Source organism: Gluconobacter potus, assembly GCF_015244705.1.
GTDB classification, from domain to species: Bacteria; Pseudomonadota; Alphaproteobacteria; order Acetobacterales; family Acetobacteraceae; genus Gluconobacter; species Gluconobacter potus.
Genome location: NZ_JABCQF010000001.1, coordinates 900648 through 916400, shown reverse-complemented (window position 1 = coordinate 916400; position 15753 = coordinate 900648). Strand labels below are relative to the sequence as shown.

Annotated in this window: 19 protein-coding genes and 1 other RNA gene; 10 read left to right on the top strand and 10 right to left on the bottom strand. The window is 61.7% G+C overall.

The features are described 5' to 3' along the window. Positions 1-253: 253 nt before the first annotated feature. The 5 genes from HKD31_RS04100 to HKD31_RS04080 form a co-directional block, all read right to left on the bottom strand. Positions 254-1069 carry a TIGR00282 family metallophosphoesterase gene (locus HKD31_RS04100; protein WP_194263531.1) on the bottom strand — a complete coding sequence of 272 codons (816 nt, stop codon included), beginning with the start codon at positions 1067-1069 and terminating at the stop codon, positions 254-256. A gap of 3 nt (positions 1070-1072) precedes the next feature. After that, positions 1073-1660 (bottom strand): 5-formyltetrahydrofolate cyclo-ligase, encoded by a 588-nt coding sequence (locus HKD31_RS04095; protein ID WP_194263532.1) that lies wholly within the window; start codon positions 1658-1660, stop codon positions 1073-1075. Continuing rightward, positions 1647-1803: non-coding RNA, 6S RNA (gene ssrS, locus HKD31_RS04090), on the bottom strand. The genes HKD31_RS04095 and ssrS overlap by 14 nt, the downstream gene beginning before the upstream one ends. A 49-nt stretch (positions 1804-1852) precedes the next feature. Then, a complete protein-coding gene (locus tag HKD31_RS04085) occupies positions 1853-2197 on the bottom strand; it encodes a cell division protein ZapA (protein WP_172491715.1) in 345 nt (114 codons plus the stop codon). Between the two features lie 3 nt (positions 2198-2200). Further along, complete coding sequence (locus tag HKD31_RS04080) at positions 2201-2434, bottom strand: hypothetical protein (RefSeq protein WP_049750714.1); 234 nt, start codon at positions 2432-2434, stop codon at positions 2201-2203. A gap of 149 nt (positions 2435-2583) precedes the next feature. Between HKD31_RS04080 and HKD31_RS04075 the strand changes: the two genes are divergently transcribed. Then, complete coding sequence (locus HKD31_RS04075; protein ID WP_194263533.1) at positions 2584-2901, top strand: hypothetical protein; 318 nt, start codon at positions 2584-2586, stop codon at positions 2899-2901. Then, positions 2888-3466, top strand: a complete 579-nt coding sequence (locus tag HKD31_RS04070; RefSeq protein ID WP_062493491.1) for a thiamine phosphate synthase — start codon at positions 2888-2890, stop codon at positions 3464-3466. The genes HKD31_RS04075 and HKD31_RS04070 overlap by 14 nt, the downstream gene beginning before the upstream one ends. Here the strand turns inward: HKD31_RS04070 and HKD31_RS04065 are convergent. The 3 genes from HKD31_RS04065 to epmA all read right to left on the bottom strand — a co-directional run bounded on the left by HKD31_RS04065 (position 3437) and on the right by epmA (position 5813). Next, entirely contained in the window at positions 3437-4222 is a 786-nt protein-coding gene (locus tag HKD31_RS04065; RefSeq protein WP_194263534.1) for a fasciclin domain-containing protein, read from the bottom strand. The two genes, HKD31_RS04070 and HKD31_RS04065, sit on opposite strands and share 30 nt — an antisense overlap. 56 nt (positions 4223-4278) lie before the next feature. Beyond that, positions 4279-4713 (bottom strand): hypothetical protein, encoded by a 435-nt coding sequence (locus HKD31_RS04060; RefSeq protein ID WP_194264060.1) that lies wholly within the window; start codon positions 4711-4713, stop codon positions 4279-4281. A gap of 104 nt (positions 4714-4817) precedes the next feature. Continuing rightward, the gene (gene epmA, locus HKD31_RS04055) at positions 4818-5813 is read right to left on the bottom strand and encodes an EF-P lysine aminoacylase EpmA (protein WP_062457810.1); all 996 of its coding nucleotides are present in this window, start codon (positions 5811-5813) and stop codon (positions 4818-4820) included. 53 nt (positions 5814-5866) lie between these two features. Between epmA and HKD31_RS04050 the strand changes: the two genes are divergently transcribed. Beyond that, positions 5867-6949, top strand: coding sequence for a lysine-2,3-aminomutase-like protein (locus tag HKD31_RS04050; protein WP_370543916.1), 1083 nt, complete (start codon positions 5867-5869; stop codon positions 6947-6949). Between the two features lie 25 nt (positions 6950-6974). Here the strand turns inward: HKD31_RS04050 and HKD31_RS04045 are convergent, their stop codons facing one another. Beyond that, positions 6975-7283, bottom strand: coding sequence for a carboxymuconolactone decarboxylase family protein (locus HKD31_RS04045; protein ID WP_011251821.1), 309 nt, complete (start codon positions 7281-7283; stop codon positions 6975-6977). Positions 7284-7498: 215 nt separating this feature from the next. On the opposite strand from HKD31_RS04045, the gene efp reads away from it, so the two are divergent. The 7 genes from efp (at position 7499) to HKD31_RS04010 (ending at position 15194) form a co-directional block, all read left to right on the top strand. Further along, positions 7499-8065: an elongation factor P gene (gene efp / locus HKD31_RS04040; RefSeq protein WP_062493545.1), complete on the top strand. Its 567-nt coding sequence runs from the start codon at positions 7499-7501 to the stop codon at positions 8063-8065. 6 nt (positions 8066-8071) lie between these two features. After that, positions 8072-8899: an inositol monophosphatase family protein gene (locus HKD31_RS04035; RefSeq protein ID WP_062493542.1), complete on the top strand. Its 828-nt coding sequence runs from the start codon at positions 8072-8074 to the stop codon at positions 8897-8899. A gap of 60 nt (positions 8900-8959) precedes the next feature. Then, positions 8960-9730, top strand: coding sequence for an OmpA family protein (locus HKD31_RS04030; RefSeq protein WP_194263535.1), 771 nt, complete (start codon positions 8960-8962; stop codon positions 9728-9730). Between the two features lie 18 nt (positions 9731-9748). Beyond that, positions 9749-10885 carry a flagellar motor protein MotA gene (locus HKD31_RS04025; RefSeq protein WP_194263536.1) on the top strand — a complete coding sequence of 379 codons (1137 nt, stop codon included), beginning with the start codon at positions 9749-9751 and terminating at the stop codon, positions 10883-10885. 3 nt (positions 10886-10888) lie between these two features. After that, entirely contained in the window at positions 10889-11890 is a 1002-nt protein-coding gene (locus tag HKD31_RS04020) for a peptidoglycan -binding protein (RefSeq protein ID WP_194263537.1), read from the top strand. 84 nt (positions 11891-11974) lie between these two features. Beyond that, complete coding sequence (gene lepA, locus HKD31_RS04015; RefSeq protein WP_194263538.1) at positions 11975-13777, top strand: translation elongation factor 4; 1803 nt, start codon at positions 11975-11977, stop codon at positions 13775-13777. 10 nt (positions 13778-13787) lie between these two features. Continuing rightward, positions 13788-15194: a glycosyltransferase family 2 protein gene (locus tag HKD31_RS04010; protein ID WP_194263539.1), complete on the top strand. Its 1407-nt coding sequence runs from the start codon at positions 13788-13790 to the stop codon at positions 15192-15194. Here HKD31_RS04010 and HKD31_RS04005 read toward each other — a convergent pair. Next, the gene (locus HKD31_RS04005; protein ID WP_194263540.1) at positions 15185-15742 is read right to left on the bottom strand and encodes a biliverdin-producing heme oxygenase; all 558 of its coding nucleotides are present in this window, start codon (positions 15740-15742) and stop codon (positions 15185-15187) included. The genes HKD31_RS04010 and HKD31_RS04005 overlap by 10 nt on opposite strands. Between the last annotated feature and the right edge of the window lie 11 nt (positions 15743-15753).

The following is a 15753-nucleotide window of genomic DNA, read 5'->3' as shown; positions in this document are numbered from 1 at the left end:
CATATCCCTTCCAATTCCATATTCAATTTTCAAAGACCATCTTCCCCGCCGCTCCAGAACCCCTCGAAGTGGGCCCCGCCGCGTCGGTGAACGGGCTTATACGGGGACCTCAGCAGAGTGTCAAACAGAATTCACAAGGCACTTATCAACAGGGAAAACACCGGTTTTCTGCGACAAAAAAGACTAACCCCCGTTATTCATTGCGAATCGCACTCGAAAAAAAGGCAGATTTTTCTCAATTTTTCTGCTCTTCTCAGAAGTCCGGCCAGTTGGGAGCCAGGTGCCCCCCCATTCGCAGCGGAGCCACCTTTCGGGCCAGCCCGGTTGCGTCATCCGTCTCCACCATCAGCCCACAAACCGTAGCCTCCCCTTCTGCTGGCTGCGGCCGATCCCCGGGAATCTTCCGGACCAGTTTGTGCAATGCGGCAGGCTTTCCCATCCCGATAACGCTGTCGTAATCGCCACACATGCCCGCATCCGTCTGATAGGCCGTGCCTGCAGGAAGAATACGATGATCCGCTGTCGGGACGTGGGTATGCGTTCCCACCACGACAGAAGCTTTGCCGTCGAAATAGGCACCGAAGCCCATTTTCTCGCTGGTGGCTTCTGCATGAACATCGATCAGGATCGCATGGACCGTCACTCCCAGACGGTGCCGGGAGAGGATTTCGCTGACGACGCGGAAGGGGTCATCCAGCGGATCCATGAAGATGCGCCCCATCACGTTGATGACCAGCGCCCGGCGCCCACGACTGATTTCGACGATATAGCTCCCCTGCCCCGGCGTTCCGGCAGGATAATTGGCGGGTCTGACGATGTGAGGGGCCTGATTAATGTAGCCGATCATATCCCGCCGGTCCCAGGCATGGTTGCCCAGCGTAATCACATCGACACCGGCATTGTGCAGGTTCTTGGCAATGTCGGGAGACAGGCCATATCCGTGTGACGCGTTCTCTCCGTTGGCGACCACCAGATCCAGCGAGAGTTTCTGGCGCCAGTCGGCCAGGTTCCGGATTATGGCTTCACGCCCGCTACGCCCGATAATGTCGCCAAGAAACAGCAGTCTCAACAGTCAGTCTTTCATAGTGATTTTGGAAGGATCGGTCCTGATGATCCCGCGCTCAGTCACGATCGCCGGGATCGGAATATCGTAAGGACCTCTGGGAACACGCTCGACCCGCTGTCCGGCAAAGCCGAAACCGATTGCCGGCACATCCAGCATGGCCAGAGTACGATCGTAATAGCCGCCGCCATATCCGAGCCGATAGCCGGAAGCATCGAAGGCCAGAAACGGCACGAGAACCAGATCCGGAATATCGATTTCGCCCTCGGGATGTAACGTCCCAAAGCGGCCGGCCGTCATGATGCTGGCAGGCGTCCATCGCCGGAAGATCAGGGGAGAGCCTTTAGGCGTGGTTTCCGGCAACAGAACCTGCCGTCCGGACGCCGAAAGAGCGTGGCAGAGGGGGCGGAGGTCCACTTCTCCGGCCAGTGGCCAGACCGCCGCGATCCTGTGAGCGGGTCGTGCCAGAATTTCTTTCAGGAGAAATTTTCGCAACGCCGTCTCGTCATCAGGAGAAGCGGCCTGCCGCAGCTGGGCCATTTTCAGGCGCAGGTCTTTTTTCAGGAGGTCGAGGTCGGAAATCTGTGGAGCCGCCAAAGCCGTTGGTCTTTTCAGCCCTCCTAGACCTGCAAGTGCAGGTGGGCACCGGTTAACGTGACCAGGGCCACGACAGAGCCAGTTCCCGTAGGAATGCTTATCGGCCCGGGGGATGATTTGCCTGACGTACCAGGCAGCTCCACAACCTATATTAGACTGTCCAGCCCGATGTTCAATGTAAACGTTGTAAAATCAGGACGCGCGCTCAAGTTCCGCCGCCAGAAGCTCTGCCTGCCCCGCCAGACGCGCCAGACGCTCCTGTCGTGCCCCCTCAAGTCGAAGGAGCTGCTCGGCCTGCTGGATCTGCGTTTCGGCCTGGGGTGAGATCTGCCGGCGTTTCAGCTCGAAAATCTCATCGGCCATCAGCAGGGCGGCCATCATGAGCGTCTTGGATTCGCTCGCGGCCCCGCCCAGGGTCCGCGCCCGCTGGAGCCAGCCTTCCACATGACGGGCCATGTCATAGAGATGGGCTTCTTCCCCATCCTGACACCCGACATTGTAGACGTAACCATTGAGACGAATGGATACCTGTCCCATCGGTCAGCCCTCCTTCCTGTCAAGCACGCCCTGAATGCGGGCGCACAGCGCGTCGATATTGGCCGCGAATTCCGAAAGATCAGGAGCGGAATGGAGCGCACGCTCGCAGGCTTCCTTCGCCAGCAGATGACGCTCGGACGCAGCGGCAATCCGCATCATCGCTTCCTCAAGACGTTCAACCGCCTTATCGTCCTGCCCATTACCTGTCTCGTTTACCGCCACGATCTTTCCGTTCATGCACTCATTCTGCCAGTAAATGCCCGATTAAAATGCCCAATACAGACCCGCTCCGGCAAGACCATCAGGAAAGACCCGATCCCGGCATGGGGTCAAGGACATCCCTGCCCGTTCACTACCCTGTTTTTATGGTTCCGTCCCGTGAGGAGATGGATCAGCTGCTTCTGTCGCTGGATAAACCGTTTCTTGCCCTCTCCGCCGAAAGCGCGGGAAACGCGTTCGGCATCCCTTGGTGGCTCGAAGTCGTGGGATCACGGGCCGGGCGATCCATTCTGGACTGCGGTGCATCGCCCGCAATCGCCCGGCAGGCGCTGGACGCCGGGATCGGCTGGACCATCTGCCGCGCCAGCCCTGCCCAGTTCCGCGCCCTGGAAACATATAACAATTATCGCGGACGTGTCCTGACTCTCCGCCCGCCTAGCTCCCGCCGCCACAATCTGCGAGAACGTCCCCATGACAGCCTGTGATCTCTACCCCGTTCTGCCCGCCGGTTTTAAGACGGACGCTGCCCTCGAGGTGCTCCGCGACATCCTCGTGCTGCCCGAAATAACGGCTCTTCGCATCCCCGCCGGATGGACGCCGGAGGCAACGCAGCTTTCACAGCTCGTGGACCTGCTGCATGCCAATGGTGTCGCCATGATCCTGGAAGTCGCGGGATCGCTGGCCGGCACCCCGAAATCCCTTCTGGGAATCTGTGACGGACTTCACGCGACCAACGTCGAGGACCTTGTAAGCCTGCGCAAGGCGGTTGGAAGCGACATGCCGGTCGGCTGTCTGTGCACCAACCGCGACGATGCCATGAAATCTGGCGAATCGGGCGCCGATTACGTCGCGTTTCCGCCCGGCGATCTGGAACTGGTGAAATGGTGGAGTTCCGTCATGGAACTGCCAGGCGTCGCAGAAAACATCCGGAACACGGAAGACGCCTCGTCCGCCATCACGGCAGGCGCCGACTTCCTTGCCATCCCCCTTCAGTTCGATGGCAAGGATGCGGAGCGGTTTTCAGCGATGGCCGTTCTTGCTGCCGGCTGACGCCAGTTTCAGCGCCGGCACGGGCAGAAGCGTATCCTGCGTGAAGTAGAGAACGCCGTTGGACTGGGGGAAAGACCTGCTCCCCAGACGATTGGTCTGACCTACCGTATTCTCAAGGATCAGTTCGCCCGTCTGCGGGGAAAGCTGCACACCAAGCAGATCCCCGTACAGGGTCTTCAGCCCGATGGCGCGACCATGATTGCGCTGGATGGCCTTGCGCAGAGCCGCCTCATCCCATTTTCCGTATGCAATCGTATAGCCCAGAATGTGAGTGAGCTGTCCGCGATTGGCGGGAGCGAACAGTCCACCCGGCCAGCGGGCGCTCAGGCGCTCCATGGCGGCATTGGGAATGGCAAAGAGCGTGTAGGGGCCCGGACCGCTGATCCAGGGATCCAGTTTCGCAACCTGAATGGCTTTGACGTAATCGGCGAGTTCCAGCGATCCCGCAATGTTCTCATTGAGCGGATGGTCTTCGTAAGACAGCATCGGCGGCGCATGATAGGCCACCGGACTGTTGGGCGTGCCGTCCGGGCTGGGCTGATAGGCCTGGTCGGTGCTTCCAGGCATGAGGGCCGCGCGGGCGCTGATCTGGGTCTCGAAGTTGTCCTGGTAGTTCTTCGTCCAGTCGGTGCCCTGCCAGTCAGGATCGCCACAGGCGGAGAGCGAGGCCCCCAGAAGAAGCCCCACGCCGAGTTTCAGTCCCTTCCCCCAGCGCGGAAACCGTCCTGAAGAGAAAACATCGAGTCGCACATCCATGCCTGATCGCACCATCCTGTGAGCGGGAGAAACGACCATAAAGCAGGTTGGCCGAATCAGCACCCGTCCCCGCGCATGGTCCATCCGACGACCTTGCCGCTGACCAGCTCGAATGTCGTCTGACAGCTGGTGTTGTAATAGGTCGACGGGAAACCGCCACCCCATCCCCCCATGCCGCCCCAGCCGCCACCCCAGCCGCCCATGCCACCCCAGCCGCCCATGCCACCCCAGCCGCCCATACCGCCGCCCCAGCCATCCCAACCCCAGCCACCGCCGGGAGAATACTGCGTTTCGTTATCAATATAGGCGAGGAACGTATGGCCCTGGGCATCGTAGTTACGGGTCGGAACGCCGAACTGACGCAGCACGTCCACTTCGGACTTGCCAACCATGGAATCCAGAACCTTGCGCTGCTGAAGGGTGGGGACTTCGCAGGCAGACAGGCCCAGCAGCGCCAGGACAGACAGCAATCCAACTTTTTTCATCATCATCTTCCCCGACTGTGCCGCGGCAATGCGGTCATGTTCCTCTTTCGACACGTTCTAGCCCTTCTGACGCAAAAGAAGGATTAAAACTCCTGCAAGTTCCGAAAAGATCAGGCCAACCACAAAATGTCACTGATCCGCGGCGCTCCGGTTGCCAGCATGACCAGCCGGTCGAACCCGAGCGCAATTCCTGAACAGGGCGGCAGATCCGGCAAAGCCGCCAGAAACGCCTCGTCCACTGCCCAGTCCTGATCCGGCGACAGTTCCATACGACGCTTACGATCCGTTGCAAAACGCTCCCGTTGCTCCACCGGATCGGTGAGTTCTTCAAAGGCGTTCGCCAGCTCCAGCCCACCCACATAAAGTTCGAACCGCAGCGCCGCGCGCCCGTCTTCCGGGTCCCGGCGTGCGAGTGCCGCCTGTTCCGCCGGCCAGTGCGTCAGGAATGTGGGACGCTCACGCCCGATCACGGGCTCGACACGCTCCAGAAGAAGCCGGAAAAACAGGTCCTCCCAGCTCTCCCCGTTGCGCAGGCCAACATGCGCCTGCCTGGCGAGGGCTTCGGCATTTCCCGCCGTACCCAGCAGATCCGCCCCCACATAGCGTGCGAATGCAGCCTGCATCGTCAGCCGCTCGAAGGGTAGTGACAGATCAATGACATCCATCCCCCGATGCACCACAGGCGGCAGCAGCGCGCGCAGGAAGGCTTCGGTTTCATCCATGAGAGACGACAGATCCGCGCCCGGACGATACCATTCGAGCATCGTGAACTCCGGGGCATGCGTATTGCTGGCCTCACCATTGCGCCAGACACGCGCCATCTGGAACACGGGCCGCCCCGTCGCCGCGACAATCCGCTTCATCGCGAATTCCGGACTCGTATGCAGGAAACGCGCCTCACGGGAGCCGTCCGGCCGCTCAAGTTCCGTCCTGAAACAGCGCAGATGGACTTCCTCACCCGGAACAGGAACCGCGAACGGCGTTTCCACTTCCAGATATCCACGCTCTTCAAAGAAGGTCCGGACCGATCTGACCATCTGCGTACGCCGCTCAAGCAAAGGCAGGCGTTCGGCGATCCGGCCCGGATCAGCAGACAATACGGTCATGACGTCTCTCGCTCCTGTTGCAAAACCGGCACCCGCACCGCTAGAGGCATCACATGGATGATATGGTCAAGACAGCCCCAGCGCATTTTAAAGGGCATTTTACGGGACGTTCTGCAAAACGTCACACGCTTCGCACGCCATCCGACCTCATCGAGGCGGGAATGGCGACGGAAGCCCAGCGGACAACGCTCGAAGCGGTAGGCGAACGCTTCACGATGGCCATTCCCCCCGCCTTCCAAGACCTGATCACGCATCCGGATGACCCTATCGCCCGACAGGTCATTCCCGACGCACGCGAACTCGTCATGCTGCCGCACGAAGACCCGGACCCGATCGGCGATGATGCCCTGTCTCCCGTCCCCGGCATTGTGCACCGTTATGCCGACCGCGCCCTGCTCAAGCCTCTGCTAGTCTGCCCGCTCTATTGCCGTTTCTGCTTCCGGCGCGAGCATGTCGGACCAGGCGGTGGGCTTCTCAGCGATGCGCAGCTTGAAACTGCGCTCGACTGGGTCCGGCAGCATCCCGATATCCGCGAAATCATCCTGACGGGCGGCGATCCACTCATGCTGGCTCCGCGCCGACTGAAGCATATCGTGCAGTCCCTGTCCGACATCCCGCACATCGAGACGATCCGCATCCACTCCCGCGTGCCCGTCGCCGATCCGGCCCGCATGACGGAAGAACTGCTCGATGCGATGGAAACGGACCGCTCCATGTGGCTGGTCGTGCACGCCAACCATGCCAGCGAGCTGACCCCGCAGGCCACCAAGGCCATCCGCGCCGTTCTGGCCCGGGCTATTCCGGTCCTGTCACAGTCCGTTCTGCTGCGCGGGGTCAATGATACGGTGGAAAGTCTGGAAGCCCTGCTGCGGGCCTTCATCAAGGCGCGGGTCAAACCCTATTACCTGCACCATCTCGATGCTGCTGCCGGAACGGGACATTTCCACGTCCCTGTCCCGGAAGGTCAGGCCCTGCTGAGGCAGCTTCGCGGGCGCGTTACGGGACTGGCCTGGCCGACCTATGTTCTCGACATTCCGGGGGGACGAGGCAAGGTGCCGATCGGGCCGGAATATCTGGACCCCGCGTCTCCGGGCACGGTCTCAACGCCCGACGGAGAGGCGTGCAGCTTTACCTGACACGCCCCATAAAACTGAAGCCGCCTTATTTGGCGTCGAACATGTGAGTGGCATGGGTGATGGCGCCGCCCGCACGGATGGCGGCGGCCACAAGGGCGATCTCGGAGAGCTGAGCATCCGTTGCGCCGGCTTCGCGCGCGGCCTTCACATGAAGCTCGATACAGTACGGACACTGCGTCGTCAGCGCGACGGCCACGGCGGCGAGCTGCTTGGTCAGGGCGCTGACTTCGCCTTCCTCGAATGCGGCACGGTCGAACTGCCAGAAGGCATCCATGCCCTTGGAGGCATTGGCTTCAAGATGGGAAATGCGCGAGAGGTTCTTCATATCGTACATGCGGCTTCTCCTTGCGTTTCGCCCTGACCTTCAGGACAGACACACACTCTGACATGACCTGTCCGCCGCCATGCCCCAAGCCCCCTGCCCTTCACAGTTTCCTGAAGCCACAAACCGTCACGCGCCCCTTGGCCTTGCTTCCAGCCCCCGTGCGGCGCTAGAAGCCCACAAGACGTGACAGAAAATCCCTCCCCAAGGGTCATCAGGACACAAGCATGAAACAGCAAGCCAACCTTATCCGGGCCGGCCAGGTCATCGAGCACGATGGCCGCCGCTGGACGGTTCTCAAGCAGCAGATCATCACCCCGGGCAAGGGTGGCGCCTTCATCCAGGTCGAAATGCGCGACCTCAAGACAGGCAACAAGACCAACGAGCGCTGGAGAACGGCAGATTCCGTCGAACGTCTGATGACGGAAGACAAGGACTACACCTATTCCTACATGGACGGTGACAATGTCGTCCTGATGGATCCGGAAACGTTCGAGCAACTCGTCCTTGCCAAAGACATCTTCGGCGACCAGTTCGCCTTCCTGCAGGACAACATGCCGCTGAACGTCAAGCTGGTCGAAGGCGACCCGGTGGGTGTGGAACTGCCCCCGCACGTGACGCTGGAAGTCACGGAAGCCGACCCGGTGGTCAAGGGCCAGACGGCCAGCTCCTCCTACAAGCCCGCCATGCTGTCCAATGGCGTGAAGACGCTGGTCCCGCCGTTCATCGAAGCCGGTGAGCGCATCGTTGTCCGCACGGAAGACGGATCCTACGTCGAACGCGCGAAGGACTGATCCAGCATGCGTCTTTCCCCGCACATTGCCGTCATGCAGGGCGCGGCGCAGAAGGCCTCGCGCCGCCTGCTCCGTGACTTTGCCGAGGTCGAACAGCTTCAGGTCAGCATCAAGGGCCCGGGAGATTTCGTCTCCCAGGCCGACCTGCGCGCAGAGGCCATCCTCCGCGAGGAACTGAGCCGTGCCCGTCCCGGCTACGCCTTCCTGATGGAAGAAAGCGGTGCTTCGGGCGGGGACAACTGGACCTGGCGCTGGATCGTCGATCCGCTCGACGGCACGACGAACTTCCTGCACGGCATCCCGCACTGGGCCATTTCCATCGGCCTTCAGCGCAAGCTGCCGGACGGAACGATCGAAATGGCAGCCGCGGTTGTCTACAACCCGGCTGCCAACGAAATGTTCTGGGCCGAAAAGGGCGTGGGCGCGTTCCTCAACGAACGCCGCCTTCGTGTCTCCGGTCGCCGCAACATGCACGAAGCCCTGTTCGCCACCGGAATTCCGTTCGCGAAAGTCCCGAGCAGCAGCCGTCTGCCGTTCGCCCGCGTCCTCGGCGCCCTGATGCCTCAGGTTGCCGGGATTCGCCGCTTCGGTGCCGCAGCCCTGGATCTCGCCTGGGTCGCAGCTGGCCGTTATGACGGTTACTGGGAATTCGGCATCAAGCCCTGGGACTGCGCAGCCGGCCTGCTTCTCGTCCGCGAAGCCGGTGGTTATGCGACCGATCCGGACGGAACCGAACTCCATGACCTTCCCGACGACGTCAATGTCGTTGCCGGAAACACCAACCTTCACGGCCCCCTGCGCGCCCTTGTGCACGAGGCTCTGAACCGGAGCTGACGAAACTGCCCTCACTTCCCATTGCGGGAGTCGTGAGGCCTCGTCTAGGATCGGCCTGACATGTACAGGCCGATCCCCTTCTCCCTTCCTCTGGCGGCCTTTCTGGCCTGCCTTCCGCTGTCCGCCGCACAGGCACAGGTCACCAGCAATCTGGATGATCTGCCTCAGGCCAAGACCGCCCCCTCCGCGAAAAAACCAGCCCCGACGACGCATCCGGCAGGACACGCCGTCCAGAAATCCGCGGCAAAGGCCCCGGCCCCCGTGGCCGCACCGCCCGCAGCGAGAGCATCCTCTCCAGCAGAGCCCGTCCGGAGCACGCCGACGCACACGACCATTCCCGGCGTTCCCCCTGCTCCGCCGCCGCCGGTCGTCCTGCCCCCGCCTTTCGTCCCCGTCCAGATTCATCCTCCCGTCCCGCCCGCCGAAGTCATGGCCGTTGCTGACGCGGCCAGCCACACGGCGCCGCTCCCTGAGGGCGGGATGCGGGTCCTGTTCCCGAGCGGAAGCGAAGCGCTGAACGCAGACAGCCTCAAGGCGCTTCAGGACTACGGAACCGGGCTTTCCCACCATCCCGAGCAGCGCGTCGTGCTGATGGCGTACGCAGCCCTGCCCGGCGATGACGTGTCCATGCCGCGCCGCATCGCGCTGGCACGAGCGCTCGCTGTCCGCTCGATCTTCATTCACGCAGGTGTCGCCACGACCCGCCTCTACCCCCGCGCGCTGGGGCGTCCGGCGACAGGAGACACCGCACCTGCTGACCGGCTGGATGTTGTCATCGAGACAAATCCCACCGACACCCCCGCCTCTTCCGCAAACGGCATGCCACAATAAAATCAGGAAAGACACGCCGTGACACGTCCTACGACCTACCTGCTGCGAATGGCCGTTTTCCTTGTCGCGGTCGGCCTTCTGGCCGCGACAATGGGCACGACCCTGCTCCATGCTTTCAACGCGAACCCCAAACTCGACGCCATTATCCTGGGCGTGCTCCTGCTGGGGATCCTGTGGAATCTCCATGTCGTCCAGCGCCTGATGCCGGAAGTGCAGTGGGTTGAGCTCCTGCGTCAGCCCCGCGCCGGTCTGGCCGCCCCCAAGGCCCCGCGCCTGCTCGCCCCCATGGCCAGCATGCTGGCAGCCCGCAACCGCACGGACCGCCTGACGCTTTCCACCCAGACGACACAGGCCATGCTCGACAGCCTGTCCTCGCGTCTGGATGAAAGCCGGGAAATCTCCCGCTACATGACGCAGCTCCTGATCTTCCTGGGTCTGCTGGGCACGTTCTACGGACTTCTGCTGACGGTCAGCTCGATTGCCGGTGTTATCGGCAACATGTCCGCGGGCGGTGGGGACATGGATGTCATGTTCAACCAGCTCAAGACCGGACTGGCCGGCCCGCTGGCGGGCATGTCCACGGCGTTTTCGGGCTCGATGTTCGGTCTCGCCGGCGCACTGGTCCTCGGCTTTCTGGATCTGACCGCCGGACAGGCCCAGACCCGCTTCTTCAACGAACTGGAAGAATGGCTGGCTGGCGTGACGCGCGTGAGCGGCAGCACATCGATCGACAGCGATGGCGCGCCCGTTCCGGCCTATGTTCAGGCCCTGCTCGAACAGACCGCCGAAAATCTGGAAACACTTCAGAACGCCGTCTCCCGCAGCGAAGAGAACCGCGTCCGCGAACTGCATATGCTCGACAGCCTTCAGGAACGCCTGCGCGGGATGACGGATCTGCTCGCCGCAAACCAGACGCTCATGACCCGCACGGCCGAGACCCAGACAGCCCTTCTGCGCCACATGGGCGATGAGGGTCCGGGGTCTCAGGGCACGGCGCTCCTGCGGATCGAGACGCATCTCAGCCGCCTGATCCAGGAACTGCATGAAGGCCGCGCCCAGACGATCGGAGAACTTCGCAACGATCTCCGTGTTCTGGCGCGCACGATTGCAGCAGCGTCCGGCAATACGACGCCCCCTCCCGGCAGGCAGGGCTGATCCATGGCCCGGCGCAGACGCGGATCCCATAACGCCCTTGATGCCTGGCCCGGCTATGTGGACGCCTTGTCCACCCTGCTGATGGTCGTGACATTCGTCCTGCTGGTGTTCGTCGTGGGGCAGCAGTTCCTCTCGGTGTCGCTAGCCCGGCGTGAGCACACGCTCGATGCCCTGCAAAAGCAGCTGGCCGAGCTGTCGCACATGCTGTCGATGACAGAGGACAAGAACAAGAGCCTGTCCTCGACCGTCGCCACGCTGTCTGACGAGAAGCAGCACAATCAGGTCCAGCTCCAGACCCTTTCGACCCAGATCGCCGCTCTGACAGGGCAGCTTCAGTCGAAGGATCAGGCACTCGCCTCGGCAGACGACACAAGCAAGCAGCAGAACAGCAAGATCTCGGATCTTCAGGCTCAGGTTGAAGAACTGACCCGCCAGCTTCAGGCAATCAGCAACGCCCTCGACCTCGAGAAGAAGGCAGAACAGGGCAAAGACACCCAGATCGCGGATCTTGGCAACAAGCTCAATCTGGCGCTGGCCGACAAGGTCAATCAGCTCAAACGCTACCGCTCGGAGTTCTTCGGACGTCTGCGGGACCTGCTGAAAGACCAGAAGGGCGTGAATGTTGTGGGAGACCGCTTCGTCTTCCAGTCGGAAATCCTGTTCCCGCAGGGCAGTGCCGACCTGACGCCTGAAGGCCGCAAGGAAATCACGACCCTTGCCCATACCTTCAAGCAGGTCGCCTCGACGATCCCGACGGACCTTCCGTGGATTCTGCGCGTGGACGGCCATGCCGACCGTCAGCCAATCCACAGTGCCTTTCCCAGCAACTGGGAACTGTCATCCGAGCGCGCCATCACGGTGGTCAAGCTGCTGATTGCCGAGGGTGTGGACCCCCGTCATCTCGCCGCCACGGGCTTTGCCGACTACCAGCCTCTGGACGCTGCCAGCACGCCGGCAGCCTATGCCAGAAACCGCAGGATCGAGTTCCGTCTGACAGATCGCTGATCCCTCGTCCGCCTGCCTTTTCACAAAGGCAGGCTTTTGCGCAGATCTACTGACATTTCTGCGATAATCCCTTATGTAGCAGCCATGACCGATACCCCGCTCTCCCTTATCCGCAATTTCTCGATCATCGCTCATATCGATCACGGCAAATCGACGCTGGCCGATCGGCTGATCCAGGCCTGTGGCGCGCTGACCGCACGTGAAATGAAAAACCAGGTCCTCGATTCGATGGAGCTCGAGCAGGAGCGCGGGATCACCATCAAGGCGCAGACCGTCCGCCTGACCTATCCGGCCAAGGACGGCAAGGTTTACACGCTGAACCTGATGGACACGCCGGGCCATGTCGACTTTGCCTATGAAGTCAGCCGCTCGCTCGCTGCCTGTGAAGGTTCGCTGCTGGTCGTCGATGCCTCCCAGGGCGTGGAAGCCCAGACGCTGGCGAACGTCTATCAGGCGCTCGATGCCAATCACGAGATCGTCCCGGTCCTGAACAAGATCGATCTTCCGGCTGCCGAACCCGAGCGCGTCCGTGCCCAGATCGAAGACGTGGTCGGCATTCCGGCCGATGACGCCGTCGAGATCAGCGCCAAGACCGGCATCAATATCGAAGGCGTGCTCGAAGCCCTTGTCCAGCGTCTTCCTGCCCCTACGGGTGATGCCGAAGCCCCACTTCAGGCGTTGCTGGTGGACAGCTGGTACGATGCCTATCTCGGTGTCATCATTCTCGTCCGCATCAAGGACGGCCGCCTCAAGCGCGGTGACCGCATCCGCATGATGCAGACCGGCGCGACCTATCATGTCGATCAGGTCGGCGTATTCCTGCCCAAGATGCAGTCGGTCGAGAGCCTCGGCCCGGGCGAGATGGGCTACATCAACGCCGCCATCAAGACCGTCGCGGACTGCAATGTCGGTGACACCGTCACGCTCGACAAACGCCCCGCCCCCAAGGCCCTTCCCGGCTTCAAGCCGTCCATTCCGGTGGTGTGGTGCGGCCTGTTCCCGATCGACGCGGATGATTTCGAGAAGCTGCGTGACAGCCTCGGAAAACTGCGCCTGAACGATGCCTCGTTCCATTTCGAGGCCGAGACTTCCGCCGCCCTGGGCTTCGGTTTCCGTTGCGGCTTCCTCGGCCTGCTGCATCTGGAAATCATCCAGGAGCGTCTGTCCCGCGAGTTCAATCTGGACCTGATCGCGACTGCCCCGTCCGTGGTCTACAAGATGCACATGACGGACGGCACGTCCGAAGATCTGCACAACCCGGCCGACATGCCGGAACTCAGCAAGATCGAAACCATCGAAGAGCCCTGGATCAAGGCGACCATCATGGTTCAGGACGAATATCTCGGCCCGGTCCTGACACTCTGCTCCGAACGCCGTGGCGTACAGGTGGATCTGACCTATGTCGGCAACCGTGCCATGGCCGTCTACCGCCTGCCGCTCAATGAAGTGGTGTTCGATTTCTACGACCGCCTGAAATCCATCAGCCGCGGTTATGCCTCGTTCGACTATCAGATGGACGGCTACGAAGAGAGCGATCTCGTCCGCATCTCCATCCTCGTAAACCACGAACCGGTGGATGCCCTGTCCTTCATCTCGCATCGCACCGTTGCCGAGCAGCGCGGCCGCTCCATCTGCGCGAAGCTCAAGGACCTGATCCCCAAGCAACTGTTCAAGATCGCCATTCAGGCCGCCATCGGCTCCAAGGTCATCGCCCGTGAAACGATCGGCGCGCTGTCCAAGGACGTGACCGCCAAGTGTTATGGTGGTGACATCTCCCGCAAGCGCAAGCTTCTGGACAAACAGAAGGAAGGCAAGAAGCGCATGCGGCAGTTCGGCAAGGTCGAAATCCCCCAGAGCGCCTTCCTCGCCGCCCTGAAAATGGACTGAGCCCTGCCTTATGTCGAAAAGCGCCGCCATCCTGTTCGTCCACAACGAAGTCTACACGATCGGATGGTGGCTTGCGCATCATGCGACCATCGGGTTTTCAACCCTGATTGTCTGTGATGACCATTCGACAGACGGAACAGATATGGTTCTGTCAAACGCGGCCACGCTTTATGACATCCGTGTCCAGTCCTCCGATACGACGCTGTCCGAACGACTGGATCGTCAGACCCGTTTTCACGAAAAGGCTCTTGAACAGGGGCGGGACGAATTCGACTGGATGATGGTTCTGGCGGCGGACGAATATCTGCATTTTGAAACTGCCCGGTCCGTCGCCGAGTTTACTGCAGCAGCCACGACGGCCATGCTGCCGGTGAACTGGTGTCTGTTCGGCTCTTCCGGGCATCAGGTTCCGTCCGCATTCTCCCCGATCGAGACCTTTACCCGCCACGGCCTGCTGAGCCTGCCGGATCATCGCATCGTCCGGCACCTCGTCCGGCCGCGCCAGATGGGCAGCAGTCTGCCCGACCCGTTTTCCGCGCTTGAGAGAAACGCGACCTGGTCCGACAGCCGTGTCCTTCATTTCGCCGCCGGCGATCATGAAAGCTTCCTGCGGCGCAACTCCAGCGCCACGCCGGACAAAGCCTGGCAGAACTTCGATCGCAACGACGCCGAATATACAGGCGCAAGCCGCTGGCTGCCGGAAAGCCGCCGGATTGCCTCTTCCATTGTTCAGGCCTCGCTGACGGATCTGTACTGGCGCCTCAAGGCCACCGTCACCCATGCAGACCGGACCGTTCTTCAGGATCTCGGCCTGACACCAGCACAGCTCTCCGCGCCGTCATCCCGTCGGACACCTCCGCAGTTCCATTTCTGCATGCTCGGCCAGACGAAGCAGTTGATGAGAGACATGCAGACGGGATCCCTTGTGCCTGTCGGCGCGGGAGACGTGAACTTCGGCCGCTACAATCCCCTGGTCATGGCTCTCGAAGTATCGGACGGAGATATCTGGAACGCCTGCCTCTTCACGGAAAACCCGCTCCCCGGGCGCTACCTATCTCTTCCCGGTTCTCCCACACTTCTGCCGATGGTGCCGCTTCATGTCATGATCGCGGAAAATACGGTCCTGTCGCCTGTCAGTGGCGAAGAAATCCGGATTGCCATTCCCGACCATGCCCTGACCAAGATCGATGCCACCACGGCACTCTACACGCGGATGACATCATTCATGGTGCTGACGGCGGAAGGCCATGGTCTTGCTGATTTCCTGCGGGGGATCGACCGGCTCCCTGCTCCAGACGCCAGCGCACTGGGCTGTGCCATTGCGATGCTTGACCCCGAAGACGCCGGACGCCTCGCGCAGACCTTTCCCGGCCTGATCCCGCGAAGCCTCATGCCGGTGCGTCCCCCTCAGTCCTGACGTTCGGCATTCTTCCGGAACAGCGCAAACGTCGCGATCGCGCCCTCCATCACGGCCTGCCGGCGCCCCGCATCACTTTCATCCAGATACTGCCCGAGCCGCTCCAGAAATACCGGCCATTCTCCCTTCTGGTGAAACGCCGACAGATAGGCCCGGGGCAGCCCTTCTGCCACGCGCGCGGACAGAACACGCCCCCCAAGCCGCGAGCCTTCCAGCACATACAGAACACCCATCGCCGTGCCGTCACTTTCCGGGAAACAGTCCGCCTGCACGGCCGGAACCGCCAGTCCCATCTGACGCAGATCATCCTTCAGAAGCTCCGCCCGCGGACGCCAGACCGGCAGTGAGGCCGCATGTCGGCTGAGATACGCCTCCGCAGCCCCAAGCACGCGCGCATGAGCCGTCAGAAAGTCCCCATAGGATTGCGGATCCGCAAGCCCGAAACGGGAAAAAGCCTCATCGACCGCCTCATGGGCCTCCCGGCTGACACGTCGCAGTTCCGCCAGACCAGAATTCTTCTGCTCATCAGCGCCTCCAACTGTCTCCATTCGTGCTGATC